The 14,988-nt window shown below is 36.8% G+C and carries 13 protein-coding genes (1 of these 13 running past the window's edge); 6 read left to right on the forward strand and 7 right to left on the reverse strand.

The window, feature by feature from the left end; genetic code table 11:
• The 7 genes from ACZ11_RS00195 to dnaA form a co-directional block, all read right to left on the reverse strand.
• Positions 1-953 carry the 5' portion of an HD-GYP domain-containing protein gene (locus tag ACZ11_RS00195; RefSeq protein ID WP_049662556.1) on the reverse strand. It extends 130 nt beyond the left edge of the window, so only the first 953 of its 1,083 coding nucleotides appear in the window; it begins with the start codon at positions 951-953; the stop codon falls past the left edge of the window.
• 145 nt (positions 954-1,098) lie between these two features.
• Positions 1,099-3,576 carry a DNA gyrase subunit A gene (gyrA, locus tag ACZ11_RS00200; RefSeq protein ID WP_049662559.1) on the reverse strand — a complete coding sequence of 826 codons (2,478 nt, stop codon included), beginning with the start codon at positions 3,574-3,576 and terminating at the stop codon, positions 1,099-1,101.
• 26 nt (positions 3,577-3,602) lie between these two features.
• Positions 3,603-5,537, reverse strand: coding sequence for a DNA topoisomerase (ATP-hydrolyzing) subunit B (gyrB, locus tag ACZ11_RS00205; protein ID WP_049662560.1), 1,935 nt, complete (start codon positions 5,535-5,537; stop codon positions 3,603-3,605).
• A gap of 91 nt (positions 5,538-5,628) precedes the next feature.
• Positions 5,629-6,744, reverse strand: coding sequence for a DNA replication/repair protein RecF (gene recF / locus ACZ11_RS00210; RefSeq protein WP_049662562.1), 1,116 nt, complete (start codon positions 6,742-6,744; stop codon positions 5,629-5,631).
• A gap of 3 nt (positions 6,745-6,747) precedes the next feature.
• The gene (yaaA, locus tag ACZ11_RS00215) at positions 6,748-6,972 is read right to left on the reverse strand and encodes a S4 domain-containing protein YaaA (RefSeq protein ID WP_049662564.1); all 225 of its coding nucleotides are present in this window, start codon (positions 6,970-6,972) and stop codon (positions 6,748-6,750) included.
• Between the two features lie 200 nt (positions 6,973-7,172).
• Entirely contained in the window at positions 7,173-8,309 is a 1,137-nt protein-coding gene (gene dnaN, locus ACZ11_RS00220; protein ID WP_049662567.1) for a DNA polymerase III subunit beta, read from the reverse strand.
• A 169-nt stretch (positions 8,310-8,478) separates the two neighbouring features.
• Positions 8,479-9,828, reverse strand: coding sequence for a chromosomal replication initiator protein DnaA (gene dnaA / locus ACZ11_RS00225; protein ID WP_049662570.1), 1,350 nt, complete (start codon positions 9,826-9,828; stop codon positions 8,479-8,481).
• A 558-nt stretch (positions 9,829-10,386) separates the two neighbouring features.
• Here dnaA and rpmH point away from each other — a divergent pair.
• The 6 genes from rpmH to mnmE all read left to right on the forward strand — a co-directional run bounded on the left by rpmH (position 10,387) and on the right by mnmE (position 14,982).
• Positions 10,387-10,521: a 50S ribosomal protein L34 gene (gene rpmH, locus ACZ11_RS00230; RefSeq protein WP_004233310.1), complete on the forward strand. Its 135-nt coding sequence runs from the start codon at positions 10,387-10,389 to the stop codon at positions 10,519-10,521.
• A gap of 101 nt (positions 10,522-10,622) precedes the next feature.
• Entirely contained in the window at positions 10,623-10,967 is a 345-nt protein-coding gene (rnpA, locus tag ACZ11_RS00235) for a ribonuclease P protein component (RefSeq protein WP_049662576.1), read from the forward strand.
• A gap of 5 nt (positions 10,968-10,972) precedes the next feature.
• The gene (locus ACZ11_RS00240) at positions 10,973-11,176 is read left to right on the forward strand and encodes a hypothetical protein (RefSeq protein ID WP_049662580.1); all 204 of its coding nucleotides are present in this window, start codon (positions 10,973-10,975) and stop codon (positions 11,174-11,176) included.
• Between the two features lie 78 nt (positions 11,177-11,254).
• The gene (gene yidC / locus ACZ11_RS00245) at positions 11,255-12,025 is read left to right on the forward strand and encodes a membrane protein insertase YidC (protein WP_049662582.1); all 771 of its coding nucleotides are present in this window, start codon (positions 11,255-11,257) and stop codon (positions 12,023-12,025) included.
• Positions 12,022-12,831, forward strand: a complete 810-nt coding sequence (gene jag / locus ACZ11_RS00250; protein WP_049662583.1) for an RNA-binding cell elongation regulator Jag/EloR — start codon at positions 12,022-12,024, stop codon at positions 12,829-12,831. The genes yidC and jag overlap by 4 nt, the downstream gene beginning before the upstream one ends.
• 765 nt (positions 12,832-13,596) lie before the next feature.
• Complete coding sequence (gene mnmE, locus ACZ11_RS00255; RefSeq protein WP_049662585.1) at positions 13,597-14,982, forward strand: tRNA uridine-5-carboxymethylaminomethyl(34) synthesis GTPase MnmE; 1,386 nt, start codon at positions 13,597-13,599, stop codon at positions 14,980-14,982.
• Positions 14,983-14,988 lie beyond the last annotated feature (6 nt).

Consider the following 14,988-nt stretch of genomic DNA (forward strand, 5'->3'; position numbering starts at 1 on the left):
TGTTCCAAATTAGATAGTTCAACTATCGTTCCTATAGGAAGGTCGGCAACAATATCTATTAGTGCACGAACTACTTTAATATCAAACTTCCCAAATTCAGATTCATTAATCATCTCTATGACTTTAAAGGAAGATTGCTTTGTTCTATACAATCGCTCACAGGTCATTGCATGGAATACATCTGCAACAGCGATGATTTGAGCAAAAGTGGAAATATTTGCTATTTTTTCCCCTTTTGGATAGCCACTACCATTTAAACGCTCATGGTGCTGGAAAATAGCCTCTTTCATTGTATCTTTTAATATCGTTAAATCTTTGACCATATTATAGCTATAAATCGGATGCTTATAAATTTCAGCAAACTCTTGCTCTGTTAAGGTTGTTTTTTTATCGCGGATACGTGGATGAACTTTTGCCATTCCACAATCAGCTAATAACCCTCCAATTGCAACTTGAATTGTAATTCCTTTGTCATAGCCTAATTTTTGTGCAATCACTGAAGAAATCAATGCTGTTGCTACACAATGATGGTACAAATAATCTTTGGGATTTGAATACTCATTTAAATCAAAAATTATAGTCCGATCTTCTAAAACCATTTCTAATAATGGCAAAATGATTTTACGTGCTTTCGTAATATCTACCTTTGCCCCAGCTTCCCAATTTTTAAATTCCTTTTTGAATTGTTCAATAGAATTGTCATAAATCCTTTTAAAAGTTGGAATAGCCTCTATTGGAACAACTATTTCTGCTTCTTTTATCTCTGATTGAGCCTCTTTACCATCTTTATAAACTGGGACTCTCGAAATATTAAAAGCAAAAAAAACTTGTAAATGTTCATGGGAAATCATCGTGTTTTTAAAAATTATTGGATATCTTGTATTAGCAAAAATATCTTCAGAAATTACTTTTCCAACGCGTAACTCTGAAATAGGGACATGTATAGTTTCCACGCAATTAACTCCTCTTCACTATTTCGCTTGCTTAATTATAGTTAATTTTATTTTATCATGGAATTCAAAATAATTACTTATTTTTCAAGATTTATGTTAAAAAAACCGATGAACGGCAACAATAGCTGTCGTCATCGGTCTTTTATTATTCTTCTACTTGATCATTTTCTTCGTTAGATTCTTCATTAGACTCTTCTTCTTTTTCAACCTTCGCTACAGTTGCAACAAGCTCTTCATCGCCTAAACGAATTAAACGAACTCCTTGTGTACTACGCCCAATTAAAGAGATATCATTCACATCCATACGGATTAGCATGCCGTTAATTGTAATAAGCATTAAATCTTCTGAACCATCAACAGTTTTTACAGCTACCATTGGACCGTTCTTATCTGTGATTTGAATTGTTTTTAATCCTACACCGCCACGGCTCTGTAAACGATATTCCTCTTCAGAAGTACGTTTACCATAACCTTTTGCTGTAACAACTAAAATTTCCTGTCCTGGTTCAACAATTTCCATACCAACTACTTCGTCACCATCACGTAGTTTGATACCTCGTACACCACCCGCAGTACGGCCCATTGAACGAATATCCTCTTCTTGGAAACGTACTAGCATTCCATCACGAGTACCGATAATCACTTGTTTATCACCATCTGTTAAACGAACAGAAATGAGATCATCATCTTCTCGTAAACTTATAGCTATCAAGCCATTTGTTCGGATGTTAGCAAATTGAGATACTGGTGTACGCTTTGTAATACCTGTTTTAGTAGTGAAGATAAAGTATGCATCTTCATCAAATGAACCGACACGGATCATTGCTGTTACTTTCTCACCTTTTTCAATATTGAGTAAGTTAACAATCGGTAATCCTTTCGCTGTACGACCAAATTCCGGAATCTCATAACCTTTTGCTCTAAATACTTTTCCTTTTGTAGTGAAGAACAAAATTGTATCGTGTGTAGATGTATTCATAAGATGCTCTACAAAGTCATCTTCATTTGTACCCATTCCTTGTACACCACGACCACCACGTTTTTGACTGCGATATGTATTAGCAGCTAAACGTTTGATATAACCATTGTGCGTTAAAGTTACAACCGAATTTTCGACTGGGATCAAATCCTCGTCCTCAATCATTTCTAAACCGCCAGAAGTAATTTCAGTACGTCGTTTATCGTTAAAGCGTTCTTTTAGTTCTAATATTTCAGTACGAATAATATCAACAATTTTAGCTTCATCCGCTAAAATTGCTTTTAATTCAGCAATTAATATTTGAAGCTCTTGATATTCTGCTTCAATTTTTTCACGCTCTAATCCACTTAAACGAACTAAACGCATATCTAAAATCGCCTGTGCTTGACGTTCAGATAAATTGAATCGTTCCATTAATTGTGGTTTCGCTTCATCACCGCTTCGCGAACCACGGATAATAGCAATTATTTCGTCGATATGATCAAGGGCAATACGTAAGCCCTCTAAAATATGTGCACGATCTTCTGCTTTCCTTAAGTCAAATTCCGTACGACGACGAATAATAACCTTTTGGTGCTCTAAATAATGATACAACATTTCTTTTAAGCCCATTACTTTAGGCTGACCATTTACTAATGACAGCATATTAATACCGAAGCTAGACTGCATTGCTGTTTGTTTATATAAGTTATTTAAAACTACATTAGCATTTGCATCTTTACGAATTTCAATGACTACTCGCATACCACGTCGGTCAGATTCATCACGCAAGTTTGTAATACCATCAATTTTTTTATCGCGTACAAGCTCTGCTATTTTCTCAATAAGCTTAGCTTTATTCACTTGGTATGGTAATTCATGAATAAGAATTGTTTCTTTACCATTTGATTTCTGTTCAATCTCTACCTTTGCACGAATAATGATAGAGCCACGACCCGTCTCGTAAGCACGACGAATACCACTACGGCCCAAAATTAATCCACCAGTTGGGAAATCAGGTCCTGGGATAATTTCCATCAATTCTTCCGTTGTAATAGCCGGGTTGTCAGAAAGTGCAATCACTGCATCTATCGTTTCACCAAGATGATGTGGCGGAATATTTGTCGCCATACCAACCGCAATTCCTGCCGCTCCATTTACTAATAAGTTTGGATAGCGACTTGGAAGGACAATAGGTTCCTTTTCTGAACCATCATAGTTATCTGTATAGTCAATTGTGTCTTTATTAATATCGCGAAGCATTTCCATTGCAATACGAGACATACGTGATTCTGTATAACGCATCGCTGCCGCTCCGTCGCCATCGACAGATCCAAAGTTACCGTGACCATCGACTAACATATAACGATAGCTGAAATTTTGCGCCATACGTACCATTGCATCATAGATGGATGAGTCACCGTGTGGGTGGTATTTACCCATTACGTCCCCAACTATACGTGCTGATTTTTTGTACGCTTTATCTGCTGTATTCCCTAGCTCTTGCATGCCATATAATATACGGCGATGTACAGGCTTTAATCCATCTCGTACGTCTGGTAATGCACGAGAAACGATTACACTCATCGCATAATCGAGGAAGGATGTTTCAATTTCTTTTGTTATATTAACTCCTTTAACTCCGGAGCGTTCTTGTTCTGACAAAGTGTAGACCTCCTCTCAAGCAAAAATTAAATATCTAAATTAGCGTATACTGCATTTTCTTCGATAAATTGACGACGTGGTTCAACTTCATCGCCCATTAAACGCTCAAATGCTTGGTTTGCTTTAATTGCGTCATCTAATTCTACTTGTAACAATGTGCGGTGCTCAGGATCCATTGTAGTTTCCCAAAGCTGCTCTGCATTCATTTCGCCAAGACCTTTGTAACGTTGCACATTTGGTTTTGGCATTTTTGGTAGTCGTTCTAAAATTCCTTTTAATGTTTCTTCATCATAACAATATTCAACATGCTTACCTTGCTTTACTTGATAAAGAGGTGGTTGTGCAATATAAATATAACCTGCCTCTATGAGCGGTCGAAGGAAACGGAAGAAGAATGTTAGTAGTAATGTGCGAATGTGGGCACCATCGACATCGGCATCTGTCATAATAACAATTTTATGATAACGAGCCTTTTCTAAAGTAAACTCTTCACCAATACCTGTGCCAAATGCTGTAATCATCGCACGAATTTCTGCATTCGATAAAATTTTATCTAAACGAGCTTTTTCGACGTTAAGGATTTTACCACGTAACGGTAAAATTGCTTGGAAGTGTCGGTCACGTCCAGATTTCGCTGACCCTCCGGCAGAGTCACCCTCAACGATATAAATTTCGCATTCAGCTGGATTTGTTGATGAACAGTCAGCTAATTTACCTGGCAAGCTTGATACTTCAAGTGCATTTTTACGACGTGTAAATTCACGTGCTTTTTTAGCAGCGACACGTGCACGAGCAGCCATTAAACCTTTTTCAACAACTTTACGAGCGACAGTTGGATTTTCTAACATAAATCGTTCAAAACCATCTGAGAATAAGGAGTTAGTAATTTGGCTAACTTCAGAGTTACCAAGCTTTGTTTTTGTTTGTCCTTCAAATTGTGGATCAGGATGCTTAACAGAAACAATAGCCGTTAACCCTTCACGAACATCCTCACCAGTAAGATTTGCATCTGACTCTTTCAATAGCCCATTTTTTCGCGCGTAATCATTAATAACACGTGTCAGAGCCGTTTTAAAACCAGACTCATGTGTACCGCCTTCATACGTATTGATGTTATTAGCAAATGAAAAAATATTTGAAGAGAATCCAGCGTTATATTGCATAGCAATTTCAACTGAAATACCATCCTTTTCTCCAAGAACATCTATTGGATCATGGATTGGCTCTTTAGATTGATTCAAATGCTCAACATAAGAACGAATACCACCTTCATAATGATACGTAGTAGAACGTTCCTCTCCTTCACGTTCATCAGCAATTGTAATCTTGATACCACGATTTAAATAAGCTAATTCACGAATACGATGTGCTAAAATATCATATTCATAAACAGTCGTTTCTTTAAATATTTCAGGGTCTGCTTTGAAACGTGTAGTTGTTCCATTATGATCTGAATCACCGATAACTTTTAGCTCTTGAACAGTTTTCCCACGTTCAAATTTAATTTCATGAATATGACCCTCACGATGAACTTGAACGATTGTCTCAATTGATAGTGCATTTACAACAGATGCCCCTACACCATGAAGACCACCAGAAACTTTGTATCCTCCACCGCCGAACTTACCGCCAGCATGGAGCACTGTCATAATAACCTCAACAGCAGGCTTACCCATTTTCTCTTGAATACTTACCGGAATACCACGACCATTGTCTTCTACACGAATCCAATTGTCTTTTTCTATCGTTACATTTATATCTGTACAAAATCCTGCAAGTGCTTCATCAATACTATTATCAACGATTTCCCATACTAAATGGTGAAGCCCTTTAGAGCTTGTTGAACCGATATACATCCCTGGTCTTTTACGTACCGCTTCTAAACCTTCTAATACCTGTATCTGATCGGCTTCATAAGCTTGGTTTTGTAAACCTTCGTTCTCTATAGCCACGGCTTTCATCTACTCCTTCATAACATCATTGTGTGTAAATGAATGAACAGTCAACCGAGCTGACTATTACCATTCTTTTGTAATCTAAAAAACTCCCTGGCTAACTTTCTTCAATCGCTCCTTGTTTCACGTGAAACAGCTGTGCATGCTCCATCGTTTCATGATGAATTCCATCAACACTTGTAGTCGTAACAAAGGTTTGAACTTCACCTTGAATGGTATTTAATAAATGCGATTGACGATAATCGTCGAGTTCCGACAATACATCATCTAAAAGTAGTATGGGTGTTTCATTTGTTTCTTGTTTAATTAACTCGATTTCAGCAAGTTTTAATGAGAGAGCGGTTGTACGTTGCTGTCCTTGTGAACCGTATGTTTGAACATCATAGCCATTTACTAAAAACTGCAAATCGTCTCGATGTGGACCAACTAGTGTTACACCTCGGTCAAACTCACGCGGCTTAGCTTCTATTAGCTTTTTATGCAAGAAGTCTTCAATTTCACTGGAATTATGTTCTTTTTCCATACCAGCTACTGTGCGGTATTTAATAACTAACGTTTCTTTCCCTTGTGAAATACCTGCGTGAATTGGTTCTGCCCACTCCTGCAATAAATCCATAAATTGAAATCTTTTTCGAATAATTTGGGTAGCTGCGTGAATATATTGTTCATTATAAACTTCGTACATCACGTCATCCGGCATTGCTTTACCTTGATTCATTTTTAAAAAGTGGTTACGTTGCTTTAAAATTTTTTGAAAGGTTAACAAATCATGTAAATAGACAGGCGAAATTTGCCCAATCTCCATATCAATAAAACGTCGCCGTATTTGCGGACTTCCCTTTACAACATTTAAATCTTCGGGTGCAAACATCACGACATTCATTTGGCCAATATAATGACTGAGGCGACTTTGTTCTATGTGATTTATCTTACCCTTTTTGCCTTTTTTCGTAATCGTAAGCTCAATCGGTAAAATACCATGCCTTTTTTGAACGGCCCCTTCTATTTTACCATAGTCTGAATCCCAACGTATTAATTCTTTATCGTTCGTCGTGCGGTGGGATTTAGCCATCGCCAATACGTAAATAGATTCCATAACATTTGTTTTTCCTTGAGCATTTTCACCAATAAAAACATTAATTTTTGGAGAGAAGTTTAAAGCTAAGGCATCATAGTTACGGTAATTTGTAAGTTTTAATTGCTCTATATGCATAATCTACTGTCCAGCGGTACCAACGATACGAAATCGACCACACCCAGGAATATTTACAATGTCACCGTCACGTAATTTACGACCGCGGCGATCATCTACTTCTCCATTTACATATACTTCATTTTCGTGTAAAAACCACTTGGCCATGCCACCAGAGCTAATAGCATCGGTCATTTTTAAAAGTTGCCCTAATGTGACAAACTCTACATCAATTTCAATGTCCTTCATAGTTGAGTTCCCCTCCAAATACAGACTGTCTATCTCTCTATCATACCTAAAAATTCGCCATAAGTAAAAAAAGATAGCCGCAATTAGCGACTATCAGTACATTTTTCAAAGTCCTTTGAGTTTGAAATTATGAAGTTTATTCTCTATTTACTTCTTTCAACTTATTTCGGACACAATTAGGCCTCGGTTTAATTGATTTTCTAATAAGTACGTACAGGTAATATCAATTGTAAAATAGCATCGTCATGAACAGAACGTAAAATAAACGGTCTCATTGCTCCTGTGAATTGAATGACTACCTCTTGACCATCAATTGCTTTTAATGCTTCCATCATGTATTTCGCACTGAAAGAAATTTTTAAGTTCTCCCCTTCTAATGACTCAACAGGAATTTCCTCTTGAACTTTACCAATTTCAGGAGAATTAGAAGAAACTTCGACAGCTTGATTATCTAAAATCTCAAAACGTACAACATTATTACGATCACCACGAGCAACAAGAGATGCACGATCGATTGCTTGTAATAATGATTTACCATTAATCGTTAGATTTGTTTGGTACTCTTCTGGAATTAAACGTGATGTATCTGGGTAGTTACCTTCAAGTAAACGAGAGAAAAATAATACTTCTCCAGTTTTAAATAATACTTGCTGACTTGTCATAACAATTTGCACAAGATTTGTAGAATCCTCTAAAACTTTATTTAACTCATTTAAGCTTTTACCAGGAATTACAACACTATGTTCGACTTCAGGTAAATTTTCCAGTTGAACTTTACGTCTTGCCAAACGATGGCTATCTGTTGCAACACAGATTAATGTTCCATTTTTTATCTGCCAGTTTACACCTGTCAACACCGGTCTACTTTCTGAAGTGGCAACAGCGAATACTGTTTCACGGATAATCGACTTTAATAGATCCGCAGGAATAGTAAATTTTTGATCCTCTGTTAATTCAGGTAATAACGGATATTCAGTAGCATCTGAGCCAATTAAGTGGAATTCAGATTTACCTGAACGGATATGAGTTTGGAAACCAGTTGTTACTTGAATTTCAACCTCATTTGTTGGTAACTTACGTACAATTTCATTAAACATACGAGCTTGTACAACAATTGATCCTGTTTCTGTTATATGAATTATTTGTTGGCCATCTTCTTCAACTGGAATAAATGTTTGAATTGTAATATCGGCATCACTACCTGTTAAGCGAATACCCTCATCTGTTACATCAATTTTAATCCCCGTTAAAATTGGAATAGTCGTTTTTGAACTTACGGCTTTCATGACATCATTTAAACCCTCTAATAAACGGTCACGTAAAATATCAAATTTCATTCGTTTTCCCTCACATATTTATATTATTTATTTATATAAAATAAAAAAGATATAGTAATAGGCCCTGTGGATTTGTGGATAAGTGCTTTTAAGTGAATAAAATCAGTCTATCCACATGTAGATAGACTGTGTATAAGTTTGTGTTTAAATATTAGTGTTGTCCACAGCATTATTTTCCTAGCATGCTTCGAATTTGTTTAATATCTTGCTGTAGCTGAACGTCATTTTTCAACATAGAAGATATTTTTTCGTGAGCATGAATAACAGTAGTATGGTCACGTCCACCAAATTCTTCGCCAATTTTCGGCAACGAAAAATCTGTTAATTCGCGAGATAAAAACATGGCGATTTGACGTGGGAAAGCAATTAACTTTGTACGTTTTTTCGCGGTAAAATCCTCTAAACGAATGTTAAAATGCTCTCCTACTGCATTTTGAATGTCTAATATCGTGACAGTTCGTGGCTTTGAATTAGGAATAATATCTTTTAATGCTTCAGCAGCCAAAGTCGCATTAATATCCTTGTTAACAAGTGATGAATAGGCCACGACGCGAATAAGCGCACCTTCAAGCTCCCGGATATTGGAGTCAATCTGGTTCGCAATATAGAGCATGACTTCATTTGGCACTTCTAGACCATCAGCCTTTGCTTTTTTTCGAAGAATGGCGATACGAGTTTCCAAATCAGGAGGAGCAATATCTGTAATTAGTCCCCATTCGAATCGAGAACGTAAACGATCTTCCAATGTCGGTATCTCTTTAGGAGGACGGTCACTGGAAATAACAATTTGTTTCGATTCTTCATGCAATGTATTAAAAGTATGGAAAAATTCTTCCTGAGTTGATTCTTTTCCAGCTAGAAATTGAATATCATCAATTAGCAGTACATCTACATTGCGATATTTATTGCGGAAATCAAGTGCCTTATTATCTCGAATTGAGTTAATAAATTCATTTGTAAATTTTTCAGATGATAAATATACCACCTTTGCATTTGGATTGTGTTCCAATACATAATGACCAATCGCATGCATTAAGTGGGTTTTGCCAAGTCCTACTCCCCCATAGATAAAAAATGGGTTATAAGCCTTCGCAGGCGCTTCTGCGACAGCTAACGAGGCAGCATGTGCAAAGCGGTTACCAGAGCCAATAACAAACGTATCAAAAGTATACTTCGGGTTTAACATACCTGGTGAAATATCATGGTGATCGTTATTTTTTGCTTGGATAATCGGCGCTGGTAAATCGAAATCGTCCGAATCCTGGTTTTTTTGAACAACAAACTTAATAAGCAAGTCTTCGCCTGTAAGCTCCGTTAATATACCTGTAATCAAATGAATATAATGATTTTCAAGCCAGTCTCGAGCAAACGAATTTGGCGCAGCAATTGTCACAGTAGAACCACTACCATTGTAGGAAAGTAGTTTAGTAGACTTTAGCCACGTTTCGAAGCTTGGTTTAGAAATTTTTTGTTCAACTTGAGCCAGGACATTATTCCATAGTTCTTCTAAATGTTCCAAGCGGCTAATCTCCTTTACAGTTCAATACATAAAAAATAGCGAATTTATAGAAACGGTAAATACGTTCATTTTACAACTAGTCCACAAACTCACAAGTTGTGGATAAAAGTTAACCAAAGGCTGTGATAAAAATTATCCACAGCATATCAACAGTTGTGGATAAAATAAAAGTTAATTTCAGTTTTCAACAAAGTGAAGCACAGATATCGTATCAGAAAAACAAAGCCATTTCAATAGTTTGTGAAACTTATCCACATACCTTTTATTTATACACGTCCTAGTTGTCCACAAGGTCTGCATATGTGAAAAAGGTGTAGATAAATGTTGTGGATAAAAAATAATGCAAAAAATACTATACACAACTCTGTGTAAAAAAAACAAGTATTCTGTGGATAAATTATTTTTATTCTGTAGAGGATGATCGTAGTGAATAATAGACATAGATTTTGAGTAAATATAGAAATTTATAAAATCCATTGACAAAATAACTAGTTACTTTATATAATATTCAGGTCTGTATGTTGAAAAATTCAACTCATCCAGGAGGTGTCTATATAAATGAAACGTACTTACCAACCAAAAAAACGTAAGCACAGCAAAGTTCACGGTTTCCGCGCACGTATGAGCACGAAAAACGGTCGTAAAGTTCTTGCTGCTCGCCGTCGTAAAGGAAGAAAAGTATTATCAGCTTAAAATAAGTCCACTGAGACACATCAGTGGTCTTTTTTTTCTTTATTTTTGGTAAACCTAGAAATGAGGATTAAAGGATAATTATCAAGTAGCAGGTGAAAGTAATGAAAAAACGCCAAAGAGTGAAAAAAAACGATGATTTTCAAAAGGTGTTTAAAAAGGGTAAATCTTTCGCTAATCGTCAGTTTGTCGTTTATTTTTTAGAAAAAGAGGGACAAACAGAATTTCGTGTAGGATTATCTGTTAGTAAAAAGCTTGGGAATGCAGTAACACGCAACCAGATCAAACGCTATATTCGACAAAGTATCCATGAAATGAAGGATGAGCTGAAGTCGAATATGGACTATGTTATTATCGCCAGACAACCGGCGGCCACTATGGATTATCATGAAGTAAAACAAAGTTTGCAGCATGTACTACGAATCGCAAAGGTATTAAAGAAGACGTAATATGGATGGCAACCAAAGTGGTGAATAGAACGTTTCTGTGCGAAAGTGAAGTTATTGAAAATACTCACAGGGGTATTTTTGAATGGATTTTCACTACAATATATGAAGTATTAGTAACATTACTTAGTAAATATGTGCACATTGTTAGAATATTTAGTAGAGTGAAACGTTATATGCATGATAAAATAACTGATAACTTTATTCAGTAGCAGGGAACTGTAAATGTCTAAAGAAGAGAACGCATATAGTTTTAGAAAAAGTGAATAGTATTTGTAGGGGGAAGAAGGTTGAAGAAACAACTTTGGGTAATTCTGTCGCTAGCATCTGTAGCATTACTACTATCTGGTTGTACAGAATTCAAAGAACCAATCTCCAAAGAAAGCACAGGCTTCTGGAATGAATTCATTGTTTGGCCATTAGTGTCAGTGATTAAATACTTTGCTGATATGCTTGGTTCATATGCATGGGGGATCATTATTGTAACGATTATCATTCGTTTAGCAATTCTTCCATTGATGATTAAACAAACAAAGAGCTCTAAAAAAATGCAAGAAATTCAGCCGAAATTGAAGGAATTGCAAAAGAAGTATGCTTCTAAGGATGCTCAGACACAGCAACAGTATCAGCAAGAAATGATGAAGCTTATGAGTGAGTCTGGTGTCAATCCACTTGCTGGATGTTTACCTGTAATCATTCAAATGCCAATTTTAATTGGTTTCTACCATGCGATTAGTCGTATGAATGCTACACCTGCTTTTGATTTAGGAAATTTCTTTATTTTCCCGTTAGCAGATCCTGCACCGGCATTAGCAATTACTGCTGGTTTAATGCAATTTCTAGTTTTACGTACTGGCCCAGCGATGGATAACCCTCAAATGAAGATAATGATGTACATTATGCCATTTATGATTATTGGTTTCGGTATAGCATTGCCAGCAGCATTATCATTATACTGGGTGATCGGTAACATTATTTCGATTATGCAAAACCTGTTTATTTACAAACCTTGGGAAAAAGATAAAACACAACCTGCTCAAAATGGAGGGGCTAAAAAGTGAAACAACTTACGCAAATAGGCGCAACAACACAAGAAGCGATCTCATTGGCGTTACAGAAACTTGGCAAAACCCGTGAACAAGTAGATGTTGAAGTTTTACAAGAAGGTAAAAAAGGATTTTTAGGTTTTGGGGCACGATCTGCAGAAGTTCGTGTAACAGTAAAAGAAGTACAGGTTCGACCAACAATTGAAGCAGAAAAAGCTGAACAGCAAAATATGACTCAATTTGACGAACCAACAGTAATAGATGATGTTGAAACAAGAAGTTCACAAGTTTCTGAACAACCAAGTGATATCGAAGCTGTTCAACAAATCGTAGAGGCACAAAAAGAGGAAGAAGAAACCTCAGTAAATCCAATTGAAGAAGCAAAGGCTTATTTAGTAAATATTGCTGAACAATTGGATATTCATGATCTTGAGGTTGAAACGACACGTGAAGGGAAATATGTATTATTTCAACTAAAAAGCGAGAAAGCTGCACTGCTTATAGGGAAACGTGGTCAAACATTGAATTCCCTGCAACAATTAACACAACTTGTGTTAAATAAAAGTGCCAAGCAATTCTTAATGGTGAAATTAGACGTAGAAAACTATCGTGAACGTCGTCAAGTAGCTTTGGAGTTACTGGCAGATCGTATGGCGGATAAAGCACTTCGCTTAAATCAGCGTGTGACATTTGAGCCAATGCAGTCGTACGAGAGGAAAATTATTCATAATCAATTAGCAAATCGCTTTGATATTGAAACATACTCAGAAGGAACGGAGCCTAATCGTTATTTAGTCATTGAACCTGTAAAGAACGGTTAAACTTCGTAAAAACATACAGACAAAAATCAAAAGTCATTTTATCGTCATGATAAAATGACTTTTTTATGTTGTTGAAAAACAAGATGGTTAAGGGAACCTTTGTGAATGTTGTGGTGCTTCAGATGAGGGTTATTTCCGTTCCAGGCTACTCGTTTTCATGTGGGCGAGCGTCGAGCTGCTTCCTCGACTGTACTCCGTGCAGGGTTTCGTCTGTCTTGCTTTCCCACGGGAGTCGAGTAGCCTTCCACCATTCAGCGATAGTGTAGAACTTTAATAAGTTTTAATTCAAAAGTGAACACTATATCTATTTAACATAATCGAAAAGAAAAGACTTATAACAGTGACACAATTGTACACCAATTATTACTGCCACTGAGCTTTCGCACAGAGAACATTGCTGAAGTTTTTATTTCATCACTATAAATTTTGAGTGACATGCAGAAGATATATGCCTAGTGAAGTGGTTGATTGGAGTGGAGACTGAGCGACTCCTTGGGGATCAGCGAATAGAGGAACGAAGGCTAAAACCATCACATCCTGTGATAACGCCTTACGAAAATCAACCTCTCGTTTTGCCGAAGAGCCATACTTCTAGCATTCGCAATTCTTGTCGAAATACGTGCTATAATGTAAAGCTCTCTTATTATCCACAGTTGGAAATTATCCTTACTTTAGATTTTGCAGAAAATATGTTAGTCTAAGGTGTTAGTAAGTATTGGTCGGTTTTATTTATCCACATGTGGATAACGTTAAGGAGGTCATTAGATGGAGTTCGATACAATTGCTGCAATATCCACACCTATGGGTGAAGGAGCTATTGCTATTGTTCGTTTAAGTGGGGACGAAGCAGTCGCGATTGCAGATAAAATATTCAGATCGCCTGGTGAGAAAAGTTTAACTACGAAGGCTTCACATACAATTCATTATGGACATTTGGTCGATCCAAAAACAAATGAGATTGTTGAGGAAGTAATGCTGTCTTTAATGCGCGGACCTAAAACATTCACTCGTGAGGATGTAATAGAAATTAACTGTCACGGGGGACTAGTTTCGGTGAACCGTGTATTAAAGCTAGCATTAACAAATGGAGCAAGACTCGCAGAACCAGGTGAATTTACAAAACGCGCATTCTTAAATGGACGCATCGATTTATCACAGGCTGAAGCAGTCATGGATTTAATAAGAGCAAAAACTGATAGAGCGATGAATGTTGCGTTGGGACAAATGGATGGTAAACTATCGCGTTTAATTGGTGACTTACGCCAAGCATTACTAGAGACATTAGCGCAAGTAGAGGTTAATATAGATTATCCGGAGTATGATGATGTAGAAGAGATGACAGTACCAGTATTAGTAGAAAAATGTACATGGGTACGAAATGAAATTATTAAACTTCTGCAAACATCTTCTCAGGGGAAAATATTACGAGAGGGTCTATCAACTGTTATTTTAGGCCGCCCAAACGTTGGGAAATCTTCTCTTTTAAATAGTTTAGTACAGGAGAATAAGGCTATTGTGACAGATATAGCGGGTACAACTCGTGATATTATAGAAGAGTACGTGAATGTACGTGGTGTTCCTCTTCGTTTAGTCGATACTGCTGGTATTCGAGAGACAGAGGATATCGTCGAACGAATTGGTGTTGAACGTTCACGTGAGGCGTTGCGTGGCGCAGATTTAATTTTATTTGTTTTAAACTACGCAGAGGAATTGACTGCCGAGGATGAGCGTCTATTCGAAACAATTCAAGCGATGGATTACATCGTTATTGTCAATAAAACAGATCTACCGCAAAAAATTGATGTAGCTCGCGTTAAAGAGCTAGCCGGCAATCATCGCGTTGTGACAACTTCTCTTTTACAGGAAGAGGGTATCACAGAGCTAGAGGAAGCGATTGCCGCGTTATTCTTTGAAGGGCAAATTGAAGCGGGCGATTTAACATATGTTTCAAATGCAAGACATATTGCATTACTTCATCAAGCACAAGCAACGGTCGAGGATGCATTAGCTGGAGCACAAGCTGGTGTACCTGTTGATATGGTGCAAATAGATGTTACAAGAACATGGGAAATTCTTGGTGAAATTATCGGCGACACAGTACAAGAAAGCCTAATCAATCAGTTATTTTCACAGTTCTGCTTAGGAAAATAATTTTAT

It is taken from the genome of Lysinibacillus xylanilyticus (genome assembly GCF_001183605.1).
GTDB classification, from domain to species: domain Bacteria; phylum Bacillota; class Bacilli; order Bacillales_A; family Planococcaceae; genus Lysinibacillus; species Lysinibacillus xylanilyticus.

Excerpts from the sequence above, each read along its gene's own strand:
- gyrB (WP_049662560.1), bottom strand. The coding sequence starts at position 5,537 with ATGAAAGCCGTGGCTATAGAGAACGAAGGTTTACAAAACCAAGCTTAT.
- recF (WP_049662562.1), bottom strand. The coding sequence starts at position 6,744 with ATGCATATAGAGCAATTAAAACTTACAAATTACCGTAACTATGATGCC.
- yaaA (WP_049662564.1), bottom strand. The coding sequence starts at position 6,972 with ATGAAGGACATTGAAATTGATGTAGAGTTTGTCACATTAGGGCAACTT.
- dnaN (WP_049662567.1), bottom strand. The coding sequence starts at position 8,309 with ATGAAATTTGATATTTTACGTGACCGTTTATTAGAGGGTTTAAATGAT.
- rpmH (WP_004233310.1), top strand. The coding sequence starts at position 10,387 with ATGAAACGTACTTACCAACCAAAAAAACGTAAGCACAGCAAAGTTCAC.
- rnpA (WP_049662576.1), top strand. The coding sequence starts at position 10,623 with ATGAAAAAACGCCAAAGAGTGAAAAAAAACGATGATTTTCAAAAGGTG.
- ACZ11_RS00240 (WP_049662580.1), top strand. The coding sequence starts at position 10,973 with ATGGCAACCAAAGTGGTGAATAGAACGTTTCTGTGCGAAAGTGAAGTT.
- mnmE (WP_049662585.1), top strand. The coding sequence starts at position 13,597 with ATGGAGTTCGATACAATTGCTGCAATATCCACACCTATGGGTGAAGGA.